The sequence below is a fragment of the Mucilaginibacter sp. McL0603 genome, from assembly GCF_049992945.1.
Taxonomy (GTDB): Bacteria; Bacteroidota; Bacteroidia; order Sphingobacteriales; family Sphingobacteriaceae; genus Mucilaginibacter.
In genome coordinates this window covers 1999605-2021959 of record NZ_CP188251.1, presented here as the reverse complement: position 1 = coordinate 2021959, position 22355 = coordinate 1999605, and the positions used below count along the sequence as shown (strand labels likewise).

Below are 22355 nucleotides of genomic sequence, written 5' to 3'. Positions count from 1 at the left end.
TTTCAAAATAATGCGTTGGGACGCAACGATTAATAAGTTCGCCTTTTTGGCTTATGAAACTTTCCGTGCGCTATTTTCAAAACGCAGGATCAAAATCTTATTTTCTCAAAATGCTGAACGCGAAGAGGATATCAAAAAAAGTTTTCGCTTCCTTCATCACCAGATCAGTTTTGATGAGTTTACGCCTGAGAACATCAAAAAGAATGACCTGGTGGTGCCATTAAATATGTATAATCTCCGGCAGCTGATTTCGTACCGGGAATTAGCCGAAAACAACCCCATACCTACACCTACTATGGAATCGGTTGATATATGCGATGATAAATATCTGTTTTATCAAACTTTAGCGGCAAAGGGCTTTGAAAATGATATGCCCAGGGCTGGTAAAAACCTTATTATCCCATATATAGTGAAGAAAAAGGTAGCGCTCATGGGACAAAATTGCTATGTGATAGATACACTTGAAAAAGAAGAAAAATATAAAAGTGAGATCAATGATCCGGATTATTTTTGCCAGGAAATCGTTCCGGGGCGGAAGGAATATACAACGCATCTTTTATTCAAGGATGGCAAGGTAGTGGCCGCTTTAAATGTTATTTATATTTTCTCTTCGCTCACTTATGTTAAAGGGGTAGACAAATTTATATGTAATAAATTATGCAAGTGCCCGCATCTTGATCTCTTTGGGAATATACTTAGCGCGATTGGCTTTGAAGGGCTTTGCTGTTTTAATTACAAAGAGATTGACGGAAAACCCTATGTCTTCGAGATTAATCCCCGGTTTGGCGGAAGTTTCAGTATGTTTTTCTTTTCCTTTTTAAAATATCTACCCTCCCCAAAAAATTAAATAGCTTTGCAGTAGATGAAAAAGGCAGGCAATGCGCCTACGCCAATTGCCCCGCACGAATAAAATCACACCATGAAAAATTGCCGGATGTTTTCATAGTTAATAATTAAAGGATCTTATCTGGATTCAATAGTCTGAAACATCAAATTTTTTGTCTTTATGGTAATAATCTCTCTCTGCTTCTGTGATCGTCCGTAAAACCTTGCACGGATTGCCTACTGCAACCACATTGGCAGGAATATCTTTCGTCACCACACTACCCGAGCCAATCACCGCATTATCCCCAATACTCACCCCGGGATTTACAACAGTATGTCCGCCTATCCATACGTTATTTCCGATGCTGATGCCAATGCCATACTCATAGCCCGAGTTTCTTGACTCATGATGAATAGGATGCCCGGCGGTTAGTAACGAAACATTGGGACCAAACATCACATTATCCCCTATCACCACCTTTGCCACATCCAGTATAACGCAATTATAATTTGCAACAAAATTATCCCCCACTTCTATATGCCTGCCATAATCACAATGAAAAGGTGCCAGGATGTACACGTTTTTTCCGGCCTTTCCAAGAATATCCCTTATGCTTCTTTCAATCTTTTCACCTTCGTCAGGCCGGCAAAGATTGTATTCGTAAATTCTTTTTTTGTTTTCCAGCTGTTCTTCTGCCAATCCATCCATCCACGCTTTATAGGGGAGCCCGGCCAACATTCTTTCTTTTTGGTTCATAATTAATCACGATCAGGTATCATCAATATGTACAAATAGCAGTCAATTAGGTTCAGTAAAAATTCATTGATCTGCCGACTTCTTTTTTCACTTTTCGTATACCGCCTGTATCCCCTCTTTAAGGCAGAACGATTAATTCAACGATTTTATACCTTTGGTGCCCTGCTTATCTTTTTACAGATTATGTCTCCCAGAATTATCCCGGGGACAAAACCATAATAGGACTTGTTTGAAGAGCAAGTTAAGCAAACACAAGCAAATAAAGCAGCTATTTAGGCATTTCTCGTTAAATAATAATGGAAAAATTGACAGAACGCTATCACCTGAAAAAAGGGGATTTTGCAATACCGGCCTCAGCAGCCGAAAAAACACTGGCAGACATCTGGCAGGATATGCTGGATATTGAGCGTGTTGGCATTGATGATGATTTTTTTGACCTGGGCGGCACCTCTTTAACGGTGATAAAAATTATCAACCGGATCAATAAACAATTCGGCAGTAATTTGCGTTTGGTTAGTATATATCAGCAACCTACTATCAGACAATTGGCGGCAAAACTGGAAACAAGCACCACAGAAGAAGTAAGCCCGATAGTGTTACTAAAGCAAGGCGAAGGCACTCCCTTGTTCATATTTCCGCCGTGGAGTAGTTATCCCACCATATTTAACGAGTTTGTTGATCATTACGAAGGCACCAGCCCGCTGTATGGCATCCTCTATACAGAAGATACCGAAGACTTTCCTTTTAAGACCGTACAGGATTACGCCCGGTATATTATTGATGCCATTAAATCCATTCAACCTGCCGGCCCTTATGCCTTGCTTGGATACAGCCTGGGCGCAAGAACCATACTGGAAGTGGGCATACAAATGCAGCAGGCAAATGATAAAGTTGAATTATTAGCGGTAATAAGTCATTATCCTGCATTCCCGCCAAAAGGTGCTTTGCTCAGTCGCAGGATGCGTGATGAGGTGAGGATATTCACCAGTATAAATATGGGTCTTAAGGTCAAATATTTATTCAACCGTTTCCCTCACTTCGTAAAACTGTTAATCAAAGGCGACCATGAGAAACAGGAGATCAAGGTAGATATCGATACCCAAAAGAAAATACTGGAGATACACGAGCATTACGAAACGAGCGCTAAATACAATGGTGACCTGATTTTGATCTACGAGACAAGTCCTGATGGTCACCCCTCAGAATATAAGAAGGCGCAGGTTTACAGAAATTCCATCTTCCCAAAACTATGGCAGGAGTACGTGAACGGGAAGGTTATCGTAAAAATAATAGACACTAAACATAACGATTTCTTTAAAAAACCAGCCGTTGAGGAAGTTACAGATATTGTGGAATCGTATTTGAAATAGTTGAGTGAGTGAGTGGTTAGCCTCACCTAAATCCTCTCCAAAGGAGAGGACTTTGACTATCCAATGTGAGATTTTTTAAGCCCTTCTCCTTTGGAGAAGGGTTGGGATGAGGCTTACATCGCAAAATACTCTTCAATCGCTTTTATCGCATTACCCAATCCATCTTCACTATTGATCTTATCCCCTACCGCTGCTGCATTTTGCTTTACTAATGGTTGCTGCACTGCCTCTATTGCAGCCAGTAGCCTTTGTGTGGTCAGCTTTTTTAGGGGAATATGAGCACCCAGTTTCATCCTTTCGATGATCTTACCCCAGGTTGGCTGATCGGTATAAAAAGAAATAATGATGACCGGCAATTTGTGCCTGAGCATAGCCGCCAGCGTACCCGCACCACCATGGAATATCCCCAGCTTGCATTTTGGCAATATTGCCTCGTGGTTTACATATTTGGTTACAAACAGGTTTTTATGCTTGGGCAGATGATCAAACTGCGACCAGCCCGTACAAAATAACACCCGCTCATTGGTTTGGGTAATGATGCCATTTATAGCAGCTACAAACTTATCCGCATTACCAATACCGTTACTGCCGAAACCCATGTAGATCGGCTTATCTCCCTCATCCAGCCATGTGCTTAACTCTGCCGGAATCTTATCCATCAAGTGGTCTTCCCTTTTCTGTTCAGGAACAGTTAAAAACCCGGTTATTTTATGATGAGGCTCCCAATCTTTTGGTTGGGGGATCAGGGTTGGGCTGATACAATGCAGATCCAGCACTTTTTGCCTGTCGATGTAATACAGAAGATTTTCTTTTAGTATGGGCAACCCCAATTCCTGTCTCAACTCGTTGGCTTCATTCTTTACAAATTTCCAGTAAAAAGTATGGGCCAGCTTATAGGTCAATTTGTTATACCATGGGAAATTCAGAAAGTCAAAATCACTTATAGGGAACTCGGCTGTTGCAGCCACAGGAGGCATAAAGTAGCTATAAGCGACCTTTTTGTTTTGCTTTTCTGCAATAGCACTCACCGTATGGAGCGTAGCCGAATTGGCAATAATTACATCCACTTTACTGATGCCATCGATATAGCTTTTCCGCAACGGCGTTTTGAAAGAGTTAAGCACTTTAAAAAAATACTTCATCAGCTTAATGGTGTTCTCCGTCTGCAATACGCTTTGTCCTTCGGGCGAGTTCATCTTTTCTTCTACATTACCATAAAGCGGATGGAAAGTTAGCCCGAAGCCCTCAACCAGTTCTTTAAAGTTTTCCGGCGCCCCTAAAGTTACGTTGTGTCCTTTGTCCGAAAGCCCCAAAGCCAAAGCAATATAGGGTTGCACATCACCGCGCGTGCCATAGGTAAAAATGCCAATGTTCATGGTCAAATATGGTGAATATTATTCTAATGATGGATGTCACCCTGAGCCTGTCAAGGGTGTGCGGTAAGGCCATCTCACCATGCTTCGACGGAGCTACCCATGACACCCTTTTTTCAATGAGCATTTACTTCTGTTCCTCAAAACTCGCTTTATACTTCTTAATAGCGCGCACGATAGAATGCACAATAGCATACTGCCCATCCTGAGAGTTAAGGTAGGCTTCGTCTTTGGGGTTATTGATAAAGCCGGTCTCTACCAGTACCGCCGGCATGGCGCTTTGCTGCAACACCAGTACGCCCTGCTCCTTTACACCGAGACTGTGGCGACCGTCGACTGTCTTAAATTCCTTATTCACCAGGTCCGCAAAGCGAATGCACTCCGTACGGTATTTTTGCTGATAGTTACTTAATACGATGGTATTAACCGCGCTGTTTTGCCCGTAACCACTGTACTTGGTTTTGTAATTCTTTTCGATAAAGATGGATGAGTTCTCCCTTAAAGCTTCCAATTGCTCATCTTTTCGGTGATAACCATATACCAGCAAAAGCACACCGCGCTCATCACTCACTTTTTGCGGCGAGGCATTGCAGTGGATGGATATAAACAGGTTACCCTTGTTCGCGCTGGCAATATCATCCCGGCGGTGCAGCTCGATAAACTCATCTGTCCTGCGGGTCATTACCGTATTTATTGATGGCAATTGTTTATTTATGGAAGTTCTTAGTTTTTTGGCGATGGCCAAAGCAACATTCTTTTCTTTCGAATAAGCGCCATGTGCACCGGGGTCTTTACCGCCATGCCCGGCATCAATAATAATTGTTCTGAACTTAAATACAGGTGCTGTATGGCTTACTTCAGTAGTTTTTTTATGATGTTTCGTTTTGGTTTGGGCCGAAGTATTAAGGCAGAAGGCTGATATCGTAATAAAAACAATAAACGCAAATATTTTAGAAAGTGATAAGTTTTGAACGACCATACCTAATTTGAGTGCAATTTTAACTAATAAGTGTGTTATCCATATTATGTTTTTGAAAAAAATAAAACAATGCTAATAAGAATAATAATATAGGCTTATTAAACAAAAAAATATCGCGGCAGGCAACCATTTAGGGTTTCCGGCCGTACATGTTATAGACCTGTCAAAAGGTTGAACGCTAATGATCTGGGGTCAGATCATTGATAAGGGGACGGCAGAGGTGGATTAATTGTGCCCCTGCCGTTATTTTATCGCTAAAAAAAATCTTATACCCAGACAACCAATCCGCTCGGCTTATCGTATTTATAATGGTTGAACTTTGATAAGGGACGGCGGGAGTCAAAGTAGTTGTTCATAGTGCTCCTGCCGTTTTATTGTTCCATCACTTTCCTGCTTTTGATAATAAAAAATCAAGTCCATCTTTTTCCGGCAAAGCTTTCGTTTCTGATTTTGCATCAAATACTTTTACCTGGTACTGGCTGGTATTGTATTTTGGCCATTCAGGCAGGCCATTTCCGTTTGGATTCCCGGTGCTTATAAAGTTAACCCAATAATCAGCCATCAGTTTTGCCAGCGCATTATCGGCAGGTTCAAACGGGCGGTTATTCAGAAATTTAAGGTTGTCCATCATGTAAGGCACCTCGGCTGTGTGGAAGGCACCATATTTCACCATATTACCGGTTGCAGGTACTTTACGGTCAAAATTATAAACATAAACCGGTGAATTGGGCGCCTCACTTTGTATGTTGGCCCATTTGTAGCCTGATAAAGCAAAAACCATATCCCTGCCCAATCTGTCTTGCGAATCTTTGGCCTGTTCATCCGTTTCGGCAGGGAAATACTTTAAAAATATCTCCGCGTCGGCACCGTATTGCTGTTGTGCCTGTTTCTTAAAATCTTCCTTGCTCTTGGCAGGTGCGCCAAATTCGTCATAGTTCCAACCGGTAATCAGTGGTACGTGGTTCTGCTTGCCTTCGGCAAAAATATCGGGTATTGCTTTGGGCAGTATATAGCCGTCAACAATAGGTGTAAAACGGCCGTTAAACTTCTTCATCACTTCATCAGCGGGCATGGCACGCATTTCGGCCAGTGATTTTGTGCCGGCTTTTCCGGCCAGTTTCACCCCCTGCTCCTCTGCGCTTTGTAGTGTTGTGGCAGGGAGCAAAGGATTTTTAATTAAAAATGATCCGCTCTCGGCAATGGCTCCGTTAAACAATCCTTTTGCCTGCGGCGATGCCACCAGGCAATTCACGCTCATTGAGCCCGCCGACTGCCCGCCGATAGTCACGTTATCCGGATCACCGCCAAAAGCAGCAATATTTTTCTTTACCCATTTTAAGGCTTCGATCTGATCAAGCAGTGCATAATTGCCGGACGCTTTTCCGCCCGACTCTTTGGTCAGTTCCGGATGCGCCAGGAAACCGAAAACCCCTACCCTGTAATTGATGGATACATATATCACTCCTTTTTTAGCCATCGCCTCACCATCATATATCGGGCATGCACTGCCGCCACTGCCGAAACCGCCGCCGTATATCCATACAAAAACAGGCTTTTTATCTGCCTGGGTCTTAGCGTTTGTCCACACATTCAGGTAAAGGCAATCTTCGCTGATGGGTGTTTCGGGTATTAAAAACTCAGAAGTATAAACCATAAACGGCGTTGGCTTTTCCTGCATTGGACTTGGGCCGAAAGCATCACATTTACGTACACCGTCCCAGTGCTTTACCGGCTCAGGGGCCTTCCAGCGCAGATCACCAACCGGCGGTGCAGCAAACGGGATACCCTTATAAGCAGTTACATCCCCGGTACTATTTGCTAGGCCTGAAACCAGTCCAGCCTCGGTACGCACTTCTGCTAAAGGCGATTTAGTGCTAACAAACGAATAAAAAAAGACAAACGCTGACAAGATCAAAGCGCCCAAGATTAGATTAGTAAGTTTCTTCATTACGATAAATAAAAGGGTGTAAATGTGTCGGTTTGACGCAATCTAATATTTGTTTCTCAGAAATCAAAAAAGAAAAAGTGGACGCACCCGCGTCGCAAAGAGGGTCGATTTATTGCCCTGTTATTATAAATCCGGGGTTGTCATAAATACCGTATTTAAAAACGGTTCAAAAACACTGTTTTTAACTAAAAAAAATCGCATTTATACAGATTTAATTCAGTATTTATTACTATATTTGACATAAGTTAAATTAATTAGGGGAGATGGTTGCGCATTAGTGTACGGCTGTTTCCCTTTCATCTTTTCGGGGTATAACGTAGTGCAACACCTTGCTACATCTCCTGCAAATTTCAGTACACGCCCTTCGAGTATTTTTAGTGAGCTACTTTTGATTAAATTAGCCATATCAGCATCAAAAGATCATCATCATTTGAAAAACCAGGCCATTAACCAGTTTGTCAACTTTTTTTGGACCATCCTCTGCTTTATGCCTGTGCTTACTTATTGGATAGGTGAGCCTACTTTCTGGCTTTATGTTTTTGCTTTATTCAGTTTGATCATCGCTTTGCTGCCCGGCAGTATTTTCCGCTATTTTCAACTAAGCAACAGTACAGCGTTTTATGAAAACCTGGGTGTAAAGTTCATCCAAAAATTTGTTCAAAATGGCACTTATGTTAACCAGGCCATCCGCAAAAACAATCCTGAATATAGGCTCATTAAAGATCGTACGCAGGCGCGCCAATACCTTAACACAATTAATATGTACGAGCGGTATCATCTGCTTTGTTTTATATTCTTTGTACTCACCGTTATTCATGCGCTTATCAGTCAGCGATATATAGCAGCCGTTTTAATCCTGGTGGTAAATGTGATCTATAATGTTTGCCCCATACTGATACAGCAATATAATAAGTTGAGGGTGATGAGACTTTTTAAATGAGTGCATTAACTACAACTTATAACTTAAAGCATTTGCCACTTTCATCTTGCAATGTAATACATCTCATTTATTAATATGACTATGATCATTCTTTAAATCATTATTCTTGCGTAATTTTAGGGTAGTTAAAGCATTTAGTTATGATTATCATGGAAAAAGCCAATAATGATATTGGCGACAAAAATCGAATCAAAACAGACAGGCCACTATGCGAAAAGGACGAAGAGGGTGAAGCTATAGAACGGGTGCGGAAATATCAAAATCAAGTGTTAGAGTTATGGCGTTCTATGATAAAAAAGAAAACCGATTCTGACGCTGGTTACGTTGAAAGTTAAGATCGGTTCGCTTATCTGTCCCATCGTTGATCGGGATTTATAATCTCCGACCCTGATAATTGTGGATTTGCAATCCACGAAAAAATTTAGGTACTGAGGTTACAAATCCCTTGGTTTTTTAGCCAGGGATTATAAATCCAGACTAACGGGGCACCCACGCCACCATAGCAAGAATAAGCATCCAACTTTCAGCTTTCAGCATTTTTACTTCTTTTTAAACCTAAAATCACATTTTTCCGCGCCATTAGCAATGGTACCTTTTCTTATTAATTCAAGCCCGGCCAATCCGGAGGTTACTTTGTCCACCTCGCATAAAATGGATGCATATTTATTTGCCTGGTGTTTTTGAAATAGTTGACAAATGCCGCATTCCAAAATATCTACTCCATATCCCAAATCATAAGTCTCCCTTTTATCTGTTAAGATCACTGCTCTGAATCCGTCTGGGTTTCCCTTTACGCTAACTTTCTTATTCAGTGTATTTAAAAATCCCCTAGCTATTTTCAATCCAACCAGTTTTGGAGGAAGCTGCTTCAACCATTTCTGGATAAAGTTTTTGGGCGAAACAAAGTCAATGGTGATCTCGATACAAATAGCCCTTATTTGCTCATAGGATAAGCCTTTGTTTTCAAGAACCTTTATCAGGGCCAAAAAATAGGCTGAGAAGTCAAGCCTCCTATCTATTGGATTGGTTGATTTAGCCGCAAACTTTGTGTCTTTAGACAATTCGGCGAATCGCTCTTCAACTTCAGCTATCAATACGACGGAGGTGTCCGGAAAATGCTGGTTAATGGCCTTTTTAAAGAAATATTTATAAGCCGAATTCCCCTTCATTGTCTTGTGTATAAAATAAACAGTTAACCAAATGTCAACGGGTTCGGCAACAGAAGTTAACTGCTTGTACACAAATTTATGAAAATTATTACGGTCCTCCCTGCTGTTCGAAGTCTTGCTCGCTGGGGCTGACCAAAAAGGTCAGCCCCAGCGGGAGTTTTACAGTCTACCCTTTAAACTGTTCAAACAATTGTCCGAATAGCTCGATGGAGTGCTTATCGCCAGCGGAATAAAAGCGAATCAACCTTGGCCAGTCATAATCACTTTTTGATACAAAGTCTTCTTTAAAATGTTCATTTACAAATATTCTAAAGTTCTCATGAAATATATTTAGAAGTTCATATTTGCTACCGGCTAAATAGCCAAAAATCACCAAATATATATCTTCAACTTTGGAAACCTGATACATAGCAGGTCTTTTTACAATAGCCGATATCAATTCAAACAATTTGTCGACAGCTTTCTCTTCCATATTACTTGTTAACTTTTTTTTTACTGCTTAAGCATCTGATCGTCAGAAAAATGATCTCGCTCCGCTCTATGCCTGTAGTTTTCAACTACAGCCTCACATCGCCACTTTCACCTTCAACTGCCCATCAGACAACGTCCTGATGATCAGTTTCTCACTAGTCGGGTAGATCGCCTGTATATCCAAATCCTTTATCGTCACTTCCGAGCGGATATTGTTGCCTAAATCGCGGCTTAGTTCTTTTTGCAGACGTTTTTTGCTATCGGTAATAAATTGGGTAAGGTTATAGAAAGCCCGTTCGCGTATGGTATTGGTTATTTTACCGGTAAACATCCATTTGGCAGCTTTAAGCATCCATGCTTTTGTTTGCAGGTCAAAGCTCAGATCAGGGAAGGATATGATGTGTGTAGCCGGGTCGTAAGTCGGCGTGCCAACCAGGTAAATGGTGCCTGTGCTATATCCTGTAAAATCTATCTGCATAGCTATCTGTTTGCCAACGCCCCACACTTTGGTGTTGGTCACCACAAACTCTTTACCTGCCACATCCATTTTTTGGCCGACTACCTGCTCATTCACCATTTTGCTGAGGTGATCGTAATTCTCTAACAGGTCCAGGTAAACATTAAAGCCATTGGCAGGTGTATAGGTGCTCAGGTTTGGCAACGGCTTTACTGGCTGGGGATTACTCACCGTAGTAACAACAGGCGTTGCCGACAATCCCACCGAGAAATTAAGCAGTGAGCCATTCAGATTAAAACTGCTTAACCGCACCGACTGCGGATTGATGGATACGTAGCCCACATCACCCACCTTCATTTCGGTAGCAATGTTTTTCCATAGTTCCTCCACCATCGGCCTGATGTTATAGGCGGCAATTTTGGCGTCCACCTGTTTGCCCAGATCGTTCAGTGGCTGGTTAATGTATTCAATTAAGCGGTCAGTAACGTCAATATTCCCCATAAATACGTTACAACGGTCCAGCGGTTTTGGGGTGGGATATAAGACTGTTTTAGAACGTAAATGATAATCCGGCATCACATTAATGGTGGATTTATAGGCTATCTCCATCCTGCGCGGCGTCTCACCGTCCCAACCACACTGCGCCGATACGGTAGGCACAATACACTGCGCACCGGACCCTAACAGCGTAGAGCACTTAGCACAATAAGATGCACTAAAGCCATAACTGCCCACAAATTTCAGGTTCACGGTATTGTTGCTGCCGCCGGTAATAGTAAAAGGCGTACGGGTAAAAACATAGTTGTAACGCAATCCCTCACAGGGCTGCTGGTTATCAGAGTACTTAGTAGGCACCGAGTTTTCGGCCTGTACAAAATAGTTTTTCAGGTCGACAAAAACTGGCACTTCGAGATTGGAAACAGGCTGTACCAACTTCGGGATATCAACCCCGGTGTTTGCCGGAGCAAGAGGCTTAACTGTAGCACAGGAGTAAAGCACAAACGGCAACATTACCACCGCGAAAAATTGTCTGGGTTTAAGTATCATTGTTTAGGGGATATCAATGGGTAAAAATAATAAAGGTTTGGGATTTACAGGTCAATCATTCCTCTCAGCCACCGGATTTTTGGAAAATATCACCCCAAACAATACAGCGAAAACAGTATAGATGCCGGCCAATATCCAGATTGGATAAGGCAGTTCATGATTATTCAGCAATAATTTGATCAAAGCCAGGCCGCCGATAACAAAGTGTGTCAGGTTAGCAATGGATACCGGCTTATTATAAATGCCGCCGATAATAGTTCCCTTCGCCATCCAGTTGAGCATAGCAAACGAAAAATACAGGGCACCCACTATCTGCAATATCACTGTGAAAGTTTTATCAGGGTTTATCCCAGTAAGTTCACCGATTTCAGTTGGAAGAAAAGTGAGGCTAAGTCCCATAGTAGCCAGGAATATAGCACTCAATATCATTATAAATCTGGTGGTAGATTGTTTCATTATGATCTAGTTTTTAAGCGCGCTAATATAGGTTCTTTTTACGCAGATAAGGTGCCTGTAGGTTCGGCATTGCCTGTTTTAGATTTCCACATGTTCCAAATTATAAAATGCAACCTGTTAGATATCTGATAATTCGTCCAGGCTTTTATTCTGCTCTAATTTAGTATAGCTATTATCTATTGCGTTTAGCGTAGCTATTGCGGGGCCGCTTGCAATATTTTCATAAACCAAAATCCTTTACCTATGAGAAACTATTACAAAACCCCGTTGACCCTGCTTTTAATATTGCTTTCCTGTGTGTATTTACCAGGCTGTAAATCAAACCATCCGGCACAAAAAAGCATTGAAAAAGATACAGTACCTGTATCCGACCAGGAAATTGTTGATGCCTATACCTATTTGTATGGCCGTTACCTGGTTATCCAACAGGAAAATCATGATATCAATACGGAGCGGGTGGGTTATAATAAGATTAAATATAATCCGCTTGGCTCGGCCCAGTTTGTAAACCCCAATTTGGATGTTGCTAACCTGGAATCGTGGATTGCAGTCGACAGCACCCATGCCGTTATCCTTAATATCCCCAAAATAGAAAACAGGTATTATACCGTCGAATTGCTGGACGGCTGGGGCGAGGTGATCACCAACATTAACGAAAGGAACTACCCGAAAACACCATACGGAAAATTTGCACTTTGTATCAAAGGAACCAACCCACCTATACCATCCGATGCGGTAAAGATAGAACTGCCTTCAGCAAAAATTAAAATGCTGGCCCGGGTCGAGCTGAAAGACACCCCGGCCATAGCAAAAAAATTGCAGAAGCAGTTCACTTTAACCGTACCCGATAGCATCAGGATCGATTCGCCTGTTAACATACCTGAGTTTACATCGCAAAAACCTATAGGCGGTGCAATCTTCGATAAGGTGGAAGAAGTGCTGTCCTCCTATCCCGATAAAATGCCAAAAGCTAAAGACCTGCAGGCCACCGCCGAAAAAGTAGCCATCTACAATAGCAGCGGTCCAAATGAAAAAAGACGGGTTGATTCCATTGTGGTTGCCAGGGCTATCCCCGCATTCCTGGCAGGTGCAAAAGGGTTCGGTACGCAAAAAGGTGGCTGGTCTGTATCCTACGTAGCGGGGAATTTCGGGGATGATATGATGGCGCGCGACATTATCAATTATGGCGGTTTATGGGCCAATGCAATACAGGAAGCCATCTATTTTGTTGGGTTGACCGATAGCGGCAAAGAGCCATTATCGGGCGATAATGTGTACGAGATCTGTTTCTCAAAAGACAGTTTACCTGGCACAATGGTCAACGCATTCTGGTCGGTCACACTTTATAGTGTGCCGGATTACAGGGTGGTCAAGAATTCTATAAAACGATATAATATCAATAATCTGTCTGGCTTAAAAAGCAATGATGATGAGTCCGTAAGCATCTGGCTTGCATCCAAAATGCCAAAAGATATACCGCAAACAAACTGGCTGCCAACCCCCAAAGGTAAAGGCTTTGCGCTTACATTCCGGATGTATGTTTCTAAAGACCCGGTGCTGCAGGGCAAATGGTTCCCGGCTGCTATACATAAGGTGAAGTAGGCGGTTAAATTACCTCTCCAAAAACGGCAAAACCCTGTCCACAAACCACTTTGGTTCTTCCTGGTACGAGGTATGATCACCACTTTACTGTTAGGGAAATGTCACGCTTTATAACTAACCGGACCAGCCCGCAAAGTGCCTTCTTTTTTCTGATTTTATATAAATATAAAGATATGGGCCCGGCCGCAGGCAATGCCCATTTGACTCACCCGATCTTTGCTGCGCGGAAAGAGAGACTGGCTTTTTTTCTTTTTCTCACCAACTCTTTGCATAGCAGAGGGGGATACCAGGTGGTGAGTAAAATCTCATTGTTATTTTTCATAAATATTTTATAGTTTGGTGCACCAATTTTATAGCACTTAGATAATGAATATGAAAACTGATAACCGCGACAGTATTGCCTCTACCATTCTTAATTATTTATTACAATTGCTTGGCGTTGCCGCTTTCTATTGGTTGTTAATATATACCACCATCAACTATTGGTTTCATGGGTTTATCTATAAATTCGCCAAAGTACGGTACGAGGCGGGGCCAAATTTCACCAAGGAGCTTTACTTTTTACTGCTGATACTTTCCATCTTCTGCTACCTGGCAAACCGTTTCCTGCTGGATATTTATCATACCAAAACCGCCAAACAACTCATCATCTCTATAGCTGTTGATTATTTAATATGGCCGCTGCAAATATTTATCATGATCATGTATAACAATATACACATGACTACGATTGCGGATAATATCAGCACGCTTTTTAATATTTATGTGATCACCGGATTGCTGATACTTAAAAATGTGATCGCTGTTAAACTAATGTCCAATAAAACAGCTTCAGCAAAAAAGGTGGATTATAAAGCCCGATAATTACCTGGCAGATCTTTGCCTATCAGTTTATCAATCCCAACAAATAATAGCGAAATAATAACAAAAGCCACAGCTATACCCAGGCAGTTCAATAGCGCCTGCGGATATCCTGGTTTGGTAACATCTACAAACGGGTAAGGGTAATAGCCCGAGAATGCACCGCGTATTAAAATTCGCGATATGCTTTATTTAATAGCAAAATGATGATCTCTTTTTAACAGGAATCCTTAACCAGGTACAGGCCAATACCTGGCTCTTTCTATTTACCAATAGTTTTCATAAAAGATGTTTCCCCGGGGAATGCACTTTGCGACTAATGAGACAAGTCTGGACATAGTTTAACATTTTTCTTAAACAATTAAAAATTAAGTCATCATGAAAAATCTCATTTATTCCCCATTCGTACTATTCATCGTTCTACTGGCTGCATCTTGCCAGAAAGAACCCTTGGTTCAACAGTCAAAAGAAATACAACCACAGGATTCATTGGTTGCCGTCAGCATGATCAATAATTCTTCTACTCCCTACGAAGTATCATTTCAAGGGACTACCAAATCCACTGTTGATATACAAGCAAATAGCAGGCAGGTAATTTCAGTTAAAGCAGGTGCTTACAATGTAGAAATATATCCTGCAGGCGCAAGTAGCTATACTTCCCATACTATTTCATGGGGTGGGTTAGCGCCTATAAATGGTCCTCGCGCTAACTTAAATGTGCTTATTCCGCTTGCAAGCTCACAGGCGCTTTTAATATATTAACCTGGATTTGATATATGAGCAGTTTTCTTAATTATTGCATTTTGCAATGCGACGATTACCAATTAGTAAGCTGATTATTTCTTTATTTGTCTCTTAAAGAAATAACCAGCTTACTCTTTATAAAATTAACGGGATTTTCTTTTTTAACTGCCGAACTACGTTGGGGCTAAAAGATTAGCAGAAAGGAATACTCACTTTAAACTTACTGCTTATACCGGGTTCCGAATATACTTCTATTTTACCATTAAGCTGTGTTACGGCATCTTTAACCAGGTACAGACCAATACCCGAGCTCTTTTTATTCTCGCCTGACATGTAAAACTTATCAAAAATACGTTCCTGATCTTTGGGGCGTATGCCCAAACCATTATCCTCCACCTCTATAATCATATGTGTATCCGAACGGTAAGTTTTAACCTTTACCCATCGCTCTGGTTTATTCGGATCGCTGTATTTAACAGAGTTGGATACCAGGTTATTTAGTATCACCTGCAGTTTAAGCGCATCGGTTAGCACTTGTGTAAGCTCCAGTTCTTTATAAAACTTCACCCCCTTGCCGCCGTTGTAAGAATTGTTTTGTGTTATTACATTGTCAACTATAGTAGTAAGGTTGCACTCTGTCTTGCTTACCCCAATGTGTTTGCTTTTGATAAACGTTAGCATTTCATTAATAAAGCGGTCCTGCTTCTCCAAACTATCCCTCATCATCAGCCTATAGGCTTTTATCTGCTTTGGGTCGGTCTCCTCATCTATCAGGTCTATAAGTCCCGATAATGCAGCCAACGGCGAACGCAGGTCGTGCGTTACATTGAACACAAATTTATCCAGCCCTGCGTTGATCACCTGCAGGTTATCATTCTGCTCCATAATTTTCTTTTTGGAGTTGTCCAGCCTCCTGATCATGATAGCAGCTGACGACAACGAAGTGAATACAATCACCAGCGTGATAAGCACGTTAGTCACAAATACAAAAACATTAACCTTACGGCTGATATTTCCCAGTGTTTGAGAAAAGGCTTCTTCTTTTAAGGTCATTTTGGCCGAGTTATCATTAGTGGCCAATATCATCGCCTTCTTATCATCTTCCGATAGCTTTCCATTTTTTATTTTTACATGAGCCTGTATACCAATACGATCAAGTTCATCAACCATAGTGTCCCCAGCCTTCCATATCCCTATCGCTTTTTCAAACATGGCCAGGTTCTTAAAATTCTTAAAAAGCCATATCATCTCGTCGGCATCTTTGGGATTATTTTTCCCCTTCAAAAACCCTATTTTGGCAAGTTCAACATTAAGGTTGGCAGAAGTTAAAGCCAGCCTGGCTATATAATTGCCTTTGGGTATGCTTATTGCCCGCTCAAATAATTTGTAATCATGCTCGTTTCCGAAATAAATGTAATTGATAAGATAGGCCGAAGCATCCTTTTGCCCTTTTGAATATTCCGACTCACCATTAATATAGGCCCTTGTGCCCGACAGCATCCTGATAGAATAATAGTTAACCACAATAATGGCTGCAGATGCCACACCCATTACCAGCAGTAAAATTAGCACCCTTTTTTTTATTAATGATGTAAGCCTGTCTATAGTGTATGTTGGCTTGTCTTTCAATTGAGGTAGTTATTAACTATTATGATATTATATATTCCCGACTATTCCATGCTACAAATATATATTTAACCATGCAAATAGTATAAAGCATTCATTATTAAACAAAAAACCGCGATTAGTGTCCCATTTTATTGTGCTTTATGGTGGTTACGAATATTTTCATAATTATATTTATACTTAAACAAACATACCAATATTGCTTTTTAAGAAATAATAAATATTATAAAAAGTAAAAAATATAGTTGACAATCCATAAACAAATCGTAATATTGCGATTGATTTATGGGCTTAACAAAAACGGAAATATTTACTGAAGAGCAAAACCAATTGGCCATTATGCTGAAAGCATTGGCTCATCCGGCACGCATTGCCATTTTGCAGCAGATCATCAAAGCTAATGCCTGTGTTTGCGGCAATCTGGTTGATGACCTGGGCCTTGCACAAGCTACCATATCGCAGCATTTAAAAGAACTTAAAAATGCCGGGCTAATACAAGGCACCATCGAAGGTGTAAGCGTTTGCTATTGTATTGAGCCCAATGCCTGGAAATTATTACAAAAAGAATTGAATGCATTTTTCGGGTCGTATGCCGATCCGGGTAAGTGCTGTTAAAAAAAATTATTTATATCAATCGTAATATTACAATTAAATCAAATAATCATGAACAAACCAGAAGCCATCAAATGGGGACCGTTTAAAGAAACGTTGATACAAAACCCAACACTCGACCTCCAGTTTCAATATGCCGAAAATCAATGGGTATCCCCCTCCTATCATATCACCGAAATTAAACAGGCGCCCATTGTATCTGTCGACTGCGGCGGTGTGAAGAATGAGTGGACAGAGATCATCGTACAGCTTTGGGTACCCGAAGAACAGCAGCAATTACGCCCCATGAAGGTAAACAAAGCGCTATCTATTGTAGATATAGTAGAAAAGATGTTGCCTTTAGATACTAATGGAACGGTAAAAATAGAGTTCGGTAATTCTGAATTTGATACCCGGCAGATGTTTCCTAATACCATTACTGCAAATGGCGAAAACCTGGTTATTGATCTGAGGCCAGATACTGTTCAGTGCAAAGCCATAGAACGCGGCGGAAGCTGCGGTACAACTGCCACAGGCGAAGAATGTTGCGCACCTGCAAAACAAAAGGTAGAATTAAAGAACCTCGCTGTTGCTGCGGATGCTTGCTGCACACCCGGCTCAGGATGTTGCTAAAATAAAACCCATGGAAATTAAAGAAGCAACCAATTATCGGCAAAGCATTACGTCTTTACTGTCGTCAGAAAAATTGCCGGTGGATGATCTGCCGGCATCATTGGATAATTTTATAGTTGCTATCCAAAACTATGACGTGATTGGTGCCGCTGGGTTGGAAGTTTATGGCGACTACGGATTATTGCGTTCCCTGGCGGTAAGCCCTGCCCTGCGCGGCCAAGGCATCGCCAATGAACTCCTTCAGCAGATTGAAACACTGGCCGGTTCAAAAGGGTTAAAATCGATCTTCCTTTTGACAGAAACAGCACCGGAATATTTCGACCGGAAGAATTATACAAAAATAACGCGTGCGGATGTACCTGCCGAAGTGCAGCAATCATCAGAGTTTAGTTATGCCTGTCCGCAAACAGCCATTGTAATGAAAAAGACCTTATCAACATGAAAAACATCTTAATACTATGCACCGGCAACAGTTGCCGCAGCCAGATAGCCGAAGGCTATTTAAAGCATTTTGCAGGCGAGAAAGCCAAAATCTATAGCGCCGGGATAGAAACCCACGGCGTAAATCCAAAAGCCATCCAGGTAATGGCCGAGGATCATATTGATATATCCAAACACACCTCCAATAACGTGAACGAATACCTGGATATCCCTTTTGATTACGTAATAACCGTTTGTGATAATGCGAACGAGAATTGCCCTTACATTCCCGGCAAAATGCAGCGCTTTCATCAAAACTTCCCCGACCCGGCAAAGGCTACAGGCAGCGCGGATGAAGTGATGGACGAGTTCAGGCGGGTGCGTGATATGATAAAAGTGTACAGCAAGGTATTTGTGAGCAAACATCTGACTGAAAATAACAATTCATTAACCATTTAAATCTAATGTTATGATACAGCACAAAGTATTATTCGTATGCATTCACAATTCAGCACGCAGCCAAATGGCAGAGGCTTTCTTGAATACACTCGACGGTGAATGTCTTATAGCTGAAAGCGCCGGATTAGAAGCCGGTAAACTTAATCCTTATGCCGTTAAGGTAATGCAGGAGGTCGGGATTGATATTAGTAAAAAGGGAACACAAGAAGCATTTGATCTTTTCAGACAAGGCAGACTGTTTCAGGCAGTGATAACGGTTTGTGATGAAGCAAGTGCTGAAGGATGTCCCATTTTTCCCGGCGTTATCAGAAGATTAGGTTGGTCGTTCCCTGATCCTTCAAGTTTTACCGGCACCGAAGAAGAAATCCTGGAAAATACACGCAAAGTAAGAGATGAAATTAAGGAGGCTGTACTTGCCTTTATCGATGAGGCAAAACACATGGAATATTGGGCAAAACAAAGAATCAATTCTTAATCCTTTAGAGGAATATGCTTCATTACTCAAGTTTCAATATTAAATATGAGGTGAAAGACCTGGTACGTACTATGGACTTTTATAATATCTTACTTGGAGAATGGGCAGCGGACTTGTTTGAAGGCCATGTTATCTATATGATTAAAAACCAGTTATTGACCTTGACCTTTATTGAAAACCCAGATATGGTTCAGCCTGTATGCGGCAATTATAACCTGTTCTTCAATTCAGATAAAGAAGTTTATGAACGGCTCATGCAATTTACAAGAGAGGGATTTGCTAATACGTTAAAAGCGGATTATAATTCATTCGGCCCTGACAATCATGCCTTTAACATAAAGGATCCTAATGGTATCACCTGGAAATTAAGTGTCAAAGACAAAAAAATAAATACATTTAAATTTTTCAATATCCCGCGTTTAAACAGCGTATGGGATATATTAAAACCACTATAATAAACAATGAGTGCAAACAATTGTGCCCCAGCGGCAGAAAGAAAAAAACTAAATTTCCTTGACCGGTTTTTAACCCTGTGGATATTTTTGGCAATGACCATCGGTGTTGCTGTCGGTTATTTTATCCCATCATCAGCAACTTTCATTAATTCCTTTTCCAGTGGCACCACCAATATTCCCTTAGCTATCGGTTTAATTCTGATGATGTACCCTCCCCTGGCCAAAGTTAAATATGAAAATATGGGCGAGGTATTTAAGGATACTAAAGTTTTAAGCGCCTCTTTAATATTAAACTGGATAGTCGGTCCAATCCTAATGTTTGTATTAGCGATAACCTTGTTGCGCGACCACCCTGCTTATATGATTGGTTTAATTCTAATTGGCCTGGCACGATGTATTGCTATGGTGGTTGTATGGAATGAACTGGCAGAAGGTAACCGGGAATATGCAGCCGGTTTGATTGCATTAAACAGCATCTTCCAGGTATTGTTGTACAGTGTATATGCTTATGTTTTTATTACGTTATTACCACCGTTATTTGGGCTAAGGGGTTTGGCTGTTAATATCACGATTGGCGAAATCGCTAAAAGTGTAGGTATCTATTTAGGAATTCCATTTGCAGCAGGTGTTATCAGCCGTTATTCGCTAATAAAAATTATGGGTGAAGAATGGTTTCAAAAGAAATATGTGCCCGTCATTTCACCGATAACCTTGATCGCTTTGCTCTTTACGATCGTTGTCATGTTCAGCCTGAAAGGCAACCTGATCGTGCAGATACCAATGGACGTGGTGCGCATTGCCATACCCTTGGTGATCTACTTTACTATTATGTTTACGATAAGTTTTTTTATCGGAAAATCATTCGGCGCGGATTATTCAAGGAGCACCTCGATAGCGTTTACCGCTACCGGGAACAACTTCGAACTAGCTATAGCAGTTGCTATTGGTGTATTCGGTATTAATTCAGGTGAAGCGTTTGCCGGTGTGATCGGTCCGCTTGTTGAAGTTCCCGCTTTAATTGCTTTAGTCAACCTGGCTTTCTGGTTAAGAAAGAAATATTATGCAACTACTGCAACCGTCTGATTACGAAACCAATGATATATGTTTTCAAATTGCTGCACTCCCCAAAGTCTTAATATCAACAAAAATGATCTTAACCAAAATCAAATCGCACTACTTTGGTTGAGACATAGGGATATAGTTTTTAACTTTGTATTTAAATTCATAAAAGATCAGTTTATTAGTGAAGATATTTGTCATGATGTTTTCCTTAAATTCCACCATTACACCAATTCAGGAAATGAAATAAATAATGTCCGCTCCTTTTTGTTTAAAACGGCACATAATAAAGTAATAGACCACTTCAGAAAAGAGAAGGCTAAAAAGCTGGTCGATACCCGATCAATGTCTGCGCATGATCATGACAAAGCAGACCAATATCAGGAACTTTCCATATATATCAGGCCATTGTTAAAATGTCTGCCAGAAATTTACGCTACACCGTTGGAACTTGACCTGAACGGCGTAAAACAAAAAGACATTGCAGCTCACTTACAACTAGAGTTATCTGCAACTAAATCGCGTATACAACGATCCAGGCGAATGATAAAAGAATTGCTATTTGAATGCCTCCGTCTGGAAATATCAAATAATGGAAAAATATTATCTGGGGAGGCCAAAGACGATTGCATGATATTGCAGGACTTTCATAAAAATGCAAACTCAAACTTTTTTGCGTCTTTTTAGCAGCCGCTGCGTCATGGGTGTAAAAAACTTAATCCATGAAAAGAATCATTATCGCAGTGATGCTGTTTTTATCAGCATCAAATTTGATCGCACAGAGCAATGTTCAGCAGCCCGAAACAGGCATCTATCAGCATTTTAAAGAGTTAAGTTCATTGCCAAATCCCTCCCGGGCTTGGATGGACACTATTAAATTCCCACCCGCAGAGTATGGAAGTTCCATCCTTTTTACATTGGTCAGGCCTTATTATCTATCATCTGAACAGGTACAATTTCTGTCGAAATTAACTACACCGCCAGCTAACAGCTCGGACAGGGTAAGAGCCGAATTAGATTATTTGCTAAACTTACAATCCACCCGTACAGCCGAACAGGTTGAAAGGGTGAAGCAGCTGGGTGACATCGGCTTTTGGCCGCAGGTTGCACAACTTCTTTCTCATCCAGATTATCAAAAAACGCTTAAAGACTTGTTTTTTGAACCCAGAAGTGTTTTGGGACGGGAATGGGCGCCAGAAAACTTACCGCAAAGCACAATGCTTTTTAAAGGCATAATGCAGGATGACAGGGTAATAGAATTTACAATTAAATACAAGTATTTACGTGCACGACCTTATCACCTTGAAAAGAATCTACAACCATTAGACAGAATCAACTCGCCTTCATTCGCCAGTGGTCACTCACTATGGGCTTACCTGCAAGCGTATGTTTGGGGAGAGCTTATTCCGTCGAAAAAAGAACAATTTCTAAGGCTCGCAGATGAGATCAGACAATCCAGAGAAGTTATGGGGATACACTATCCGAGCGATAATTCAGCATCGAGAGATATCGCATTTCAAATGTTTATGATCTACAAAAAAGACCCGAAATTTAAAATTGATTTCGAAGGCGCCCGGACCGAGCTGGACAAATTTGCAAAAAAACACAACTTATAGAAAACATAGTCCCCGGCAGCCA

26 protein-coding genes are annotated in these 22355 nt (G+C 41.1%); 16 read left to right on the top strand and 10 right to left on the bottom strand.

Annotated elements, in window-relative coordinates:
- Positions 1 to 10: 10 nt before the first annotated feature.
- A complete protein-coding gene (locus tag ACPPVU_RS09455) occupies positions 11 to 847 on the top strand; it encodes an ATP-grasp domain-containing protein (RefSeq protein WP_426671451.1) in 837 nt (278 codons plus the stop codon).
- 126 nt (positions 848 to 973) lie between these two features.
- Here the strand turns inward: ACPPVU_RS09455 and ACPPVU_RS09450 are convergent, their stop codons facing one another.
- The gene (locus ACPPVU_RS09450) at positions 974 to 1582 is read right to left on the bottom strand and encodes a sugar O-acetyltransferase (RefSeq protein ID WP_426671450.1); all 609 of its coding nucleotides are present in this window, start codon (positions 1580 to 1582) and stop codon (positions 974 to 976) included.
- A gap of 296 nt (positions 1583 to 1878) precedes the next feature.
- Here ACPPVU_RS09450 and ACPPVU_RS09445 point away from each other — a divergent pair, with 296 nt between their 5' ends.
- Positions 1879 to 2952 (top strand): phosphopantetheine-binding protein, encoded by a 1074-nt coding sequence (locus ACPPVU_RS09445; RefSeq protein ID WP_426671449.1) that lies wholly within the window; start codon positions 1879 to 1881, stop codon positions 2950 to 2952.
- Positions 2953 to 3065: 113 nt separating this feature from the next.
- Here ACPPVU_RS09445 and ACPPVU_RS09440 read toward each other — a convergent pair whose 3' ends face one another.
- From ACPPVU_RS09440 to ACPPVU_RS09430, 3 genes are all read right to left on the bottom strand, one after another.
- Entirely contained in the window at positions 3066 to 4328 is a 1263-nt protein-coding gene (locus ACPPVU_RS09440) for a glycosyltransferase (RefSeq protein ID WP_426671448.1), read from the bottom strand.
- Between the two features lie 124 nt (positions 4329 to 4452).
- Positions 4453 to 5304, bottom strand: a complete 852-nt coding sequence (locus ACPPVU_RS09435) for an N-acetylmuramoyl-L-alanine amidase family protein (protein WP_426671447.1) — start codon at positions 5302 to 5304, stop codon at positions 4453 to 4455.
- A 382-nt stretch (positions 5305 to 5686) separates the two neighbouring features.
- Positions 5687 to 7252, bottom strand: a complete 1566-nt coding sequence (locus tag ACPPVU_RS09430) for a carboxylesterase/lipase family protein (RefSeq protein ID WP_426671446.1) — start codon at positions 7250 to 7252, stop codon at positions 5687 to 5689.
- A 319-nt stretch (positions 7253 to 7571) separates the two neighbouring features.
- Here ACPPVU_RS09430 and ACPPVU_RS09425 point away from each other — a divergent pair, with 319 nt between their 5' ends.
- Together ACPPVU_RS09425 and ACPPVU_RS09420 are read left to right on the top strand one after the other, a co-directional pair.
- Entirely contained in the window at positions 7572 to 8192 is a 621-nt protein-coding gene (locus ACPPVU_RS09425) for a hypothetical protein (protein ID WP_426671445.1), read from the top strand.
- Between the two features lie 149 nt (positions 8193 to 8341).
- Complete coding sequence (locus ACPPVU_RS09420; RefSeq protein WP_426671444.1) at positions 8342 to 8527, top strand: hypothetical protein; 186 nt, start codon at positions 8342 to 8344, stop codon at positions 8525 to 8527.
- Positions 8528 to 8731: 204 nt separating this feature from the next.
- Here the strand turns inward: ACPPVU_RS09420 and ACPPVU_RS09415 are convergent, their stop codons facing one another.
- From ACPPVU_RS09415 to ACPPVU_RS09400, 4 genes are all read right to left on the bottom strand, one after another.
- Positions 8732 to 9433, bottom strand: coding sequence for an L-2-amino-thiazoline-4-carboxylic acid hydrolase (locus ACPPVU_RS09415; RefSeq protein WP_426671443.1), 702 nt, complete (start codon positions 9431 to 9433; stop codon positions 8732 to 8734).
- Between the two features lie 94 nt (positions 9434 to 9527).
- Positions 9528 to 9833 carry a hypothetical protein gene (locus tag ACPPVU_RS09410; RefSeq protein WP_426671442.1) on the bottom strand — a complete coding sequence of 102 codons (306 nt, stop codon included), beginning with the start codon at positions 9831 to 9833 and terminating at the stop codon, positions 9528 to 9530.
- Between the two features lie 93 nt (positions 9834 to 9926).
- Positions 9927 to 11336 (bottom strand): DUF4403 family protein, encoded by a 1410-nt coding sequence (locus ACPPVU_RS09405; RefSeq protein WP_426671441.1) that lies wholly within the window; start codon positions 11334 to 11336, stop codon positions 9927 to 9929.
- Positions 11337 to 11387: 51 nt separating this feature from the next.
- Positions 11388 to 11792 (bottom strand): hypothetical protein, encoded by a 405-nt coding sequence (locus ACPPVU_RS09400; RefSeq protein WP_426671440.1) that lies wholly within the window; start codon positions 11790 to 11792, stop codon positions 11388 to 11390.
- Between the two features lie 243 nt (positions 11793 to 12035).
- Here ACPPVU_RS09400 and ACPPVU_RS09395 point away from each other — a divergent pair, with 243 nt between their 5' ends.
- On the top strand, positions 12036 to 13394 hold the full coding sequence (locus tag ACPPVU_RS09395; RefSeq protein WP_426671439.1) for a DUF1214 domain-containing protein: 1359 nt from the start codon (positions 12036 to 12038) through the stop codon (positions 13392 to 13394).
- Positions 13395 to 13766: 372 nt separating this feature from the next.
- Positions 13767 to 14258 (top strand): hypothetical protein, encoded by a 492-nt coding sequence (locus ACPPVU_RS09390; protein ID WP_426671438.1) that lies wholly within the window; start codon positions 13767 to 13769, stop codon positions 14256 to 14258.
- Here the strand turns inward: ACPPVU_RS09390 and ACPPVU_RS09385 are convergent.
- The gene (locus ACPPVU_RS09385) at positions 14243 to 14425 is read right to left on the bottom strand and encodes a Pr6Pr family membrane protein (RefSeq protein WP_426672191.1); all 183 of its coding nucleotides are present in this window, start codon (positions 14423 to 14425) and stop codon (positions 14243 to 14245) included. The two genes, ACPPVU_RS09390 and ACPPVU_RS09385, sit on opposite strands and share 16 nt — an antisense overlap.
- A 208-nt stretch (positions 14426 to 14633) precedes the next feature.
- Here ACPPVU_RS09385 and ACPPVU_RS09380 point away from each other — a divergent pair, with 208 nt between their 5' ends.
- Positions 14634 to 15017 (top strand): hypothetical protein, encoded by a 384-nt coding sequence (locus tag ACPPVU_RS09380; protein ID WP_426671437.1) that lies wholly within the window; start codon positions 14634 to 14636, stop codon positions 15015 to 15017.
- A 174-nt stretch (positions 15018 to 15191) separates the two neighbouring features.
- Here the strand turns inward: ACPPVU_RS09380 and ACPPVU_RS09375 are convergent, their stop codons facing one another.
- Positions 15192 to 16628 carry a sensor histidine kinase gene (locus ACPPVU_RS09375; RefSeq protein ID WP_426671436.1) on the bottom strand — a complete coding sequence of 479 codons (1437 nt, stop codon included), beginning with the start codon at positions 16626 to 16628 and terminating at the stop codon, positions 15192 to 15194.
- A 282-nt stretch (positions 16629 to 16910) separates the two neighbouring features.
- Here ACPPVU_RS09375 and ACPPVU_RS09370 point away from each other — a divergent pair, with 282 nt between their 5' ends.
- From ACPPVU_RS09370 to ACPPVU_RS09330, 9 genes are read left to right on the top strand one after another with little or no spacing between them, the layout of a single operon-like run.
- Complete coding sequence (locus ACPPVU_RS09370) at positions 16911 to 17240, top strand: ArsR/SmtB family transcription factor (RefSeq protein ID WP_426671435.1); 330 nt, start codon at positions 16911 to 16913, stop codon at positions 17238 to 17240.
- Between the two features lie 48 nt (positions 17241 to 17288).
- A complete protein-coding gene (locus tag ACPPVU_RS09365; protein WP_426671434.1) occupies positions 17289 to 17849 on the top strand; it encodes a DUF6428 family protein in 561 nt (186 codons plus the stop codon).
- Between the two features lie 10 nt (positions 17850 to 17859).
- Complete coding sequence (gene arsN2 / locus ACPPVU_RS09360; protein ID WP_426671433.1) at positions 17860 to 18291, top strand: arsenic resistance N-acetyltransferase ArsN2; 432 nt, start codon at positions 17860 to 17862, stop codon at positions 18289 to 18291.
- Positions 18288 to 18728, top strand: a complete 441-nt coding sequence (locus tag ACPPVU_RS09355) for an arsenate reductase ArsC (protein WP_426671432.1) — start codon at positions 18288 to 18290, stop codon at positions 18726 to 18728. Before arsN2 ends, ACPPVU_RS09355 begins: the two co-directional genes overlap by 4 nt.
- Positions 18729 to 18738: 10 nt before the next feature.
- Positions 18739 to 19203, top strand: coding sequence for an arsenate reductase ArsC (locus tag ACPPVU_RS09350; RefSeq protein ID WP_426671431.1), 465 nt, complete (start codon positions 18739 to 18741; stop codon positions 19201 to 19203).
- Positions 19204 to 19217: 14 nt separating this feature from the next.
- On the top strand, positions 19218 to 19658 hold the full coding sequence (locus ACPPVU_RS09345; RefSeq protein WP_426671430.1) for a hypothetical protein: 441 nt from the start codon (positions 19218 to 19220) through the stop codon (positions 19656 to 19658).
- 6 nt (positions 19659 to 19664) lie between these two features.
- Positions 19665 to 20741, top strand: coding sequence for an ACR3 family arsenite efflux transporter (arsB, locus tag ACPPVU_RS09340; protein WP_426671429.1), 1077 nt, complete (start codon positions 19665 to 19667; stop codon positions 20739 to 20741).
- Positions 20742 to 20759: 18 nt separating this feature from the next.
- Positions 20760 to 21404, top strand: coding sequence for a sigma-70 family RNA polymerase sigma factor (locus ACPPVU_RS09335; protein ID WP_426671428.1), 645 nt, complete (start codon positions 20760 to 20762; stop codon positions 21402 to 21404).
- A gap of 35 nt (positions 21405 to 21439) precedes the next feature.
- Complete coding sequence (locus tag ACPPVU_RS09330; RefSeq protein WP_426671427.1) at positions 21440 to 22333, top strand: phosphatase PAP2 family protein; 894 nt, start codon at positions 21440 to 21442, stop codon at positions 22331 to 22333.
- Positions 22334 to 22355 lie beyond the last annotated feature (22 nt).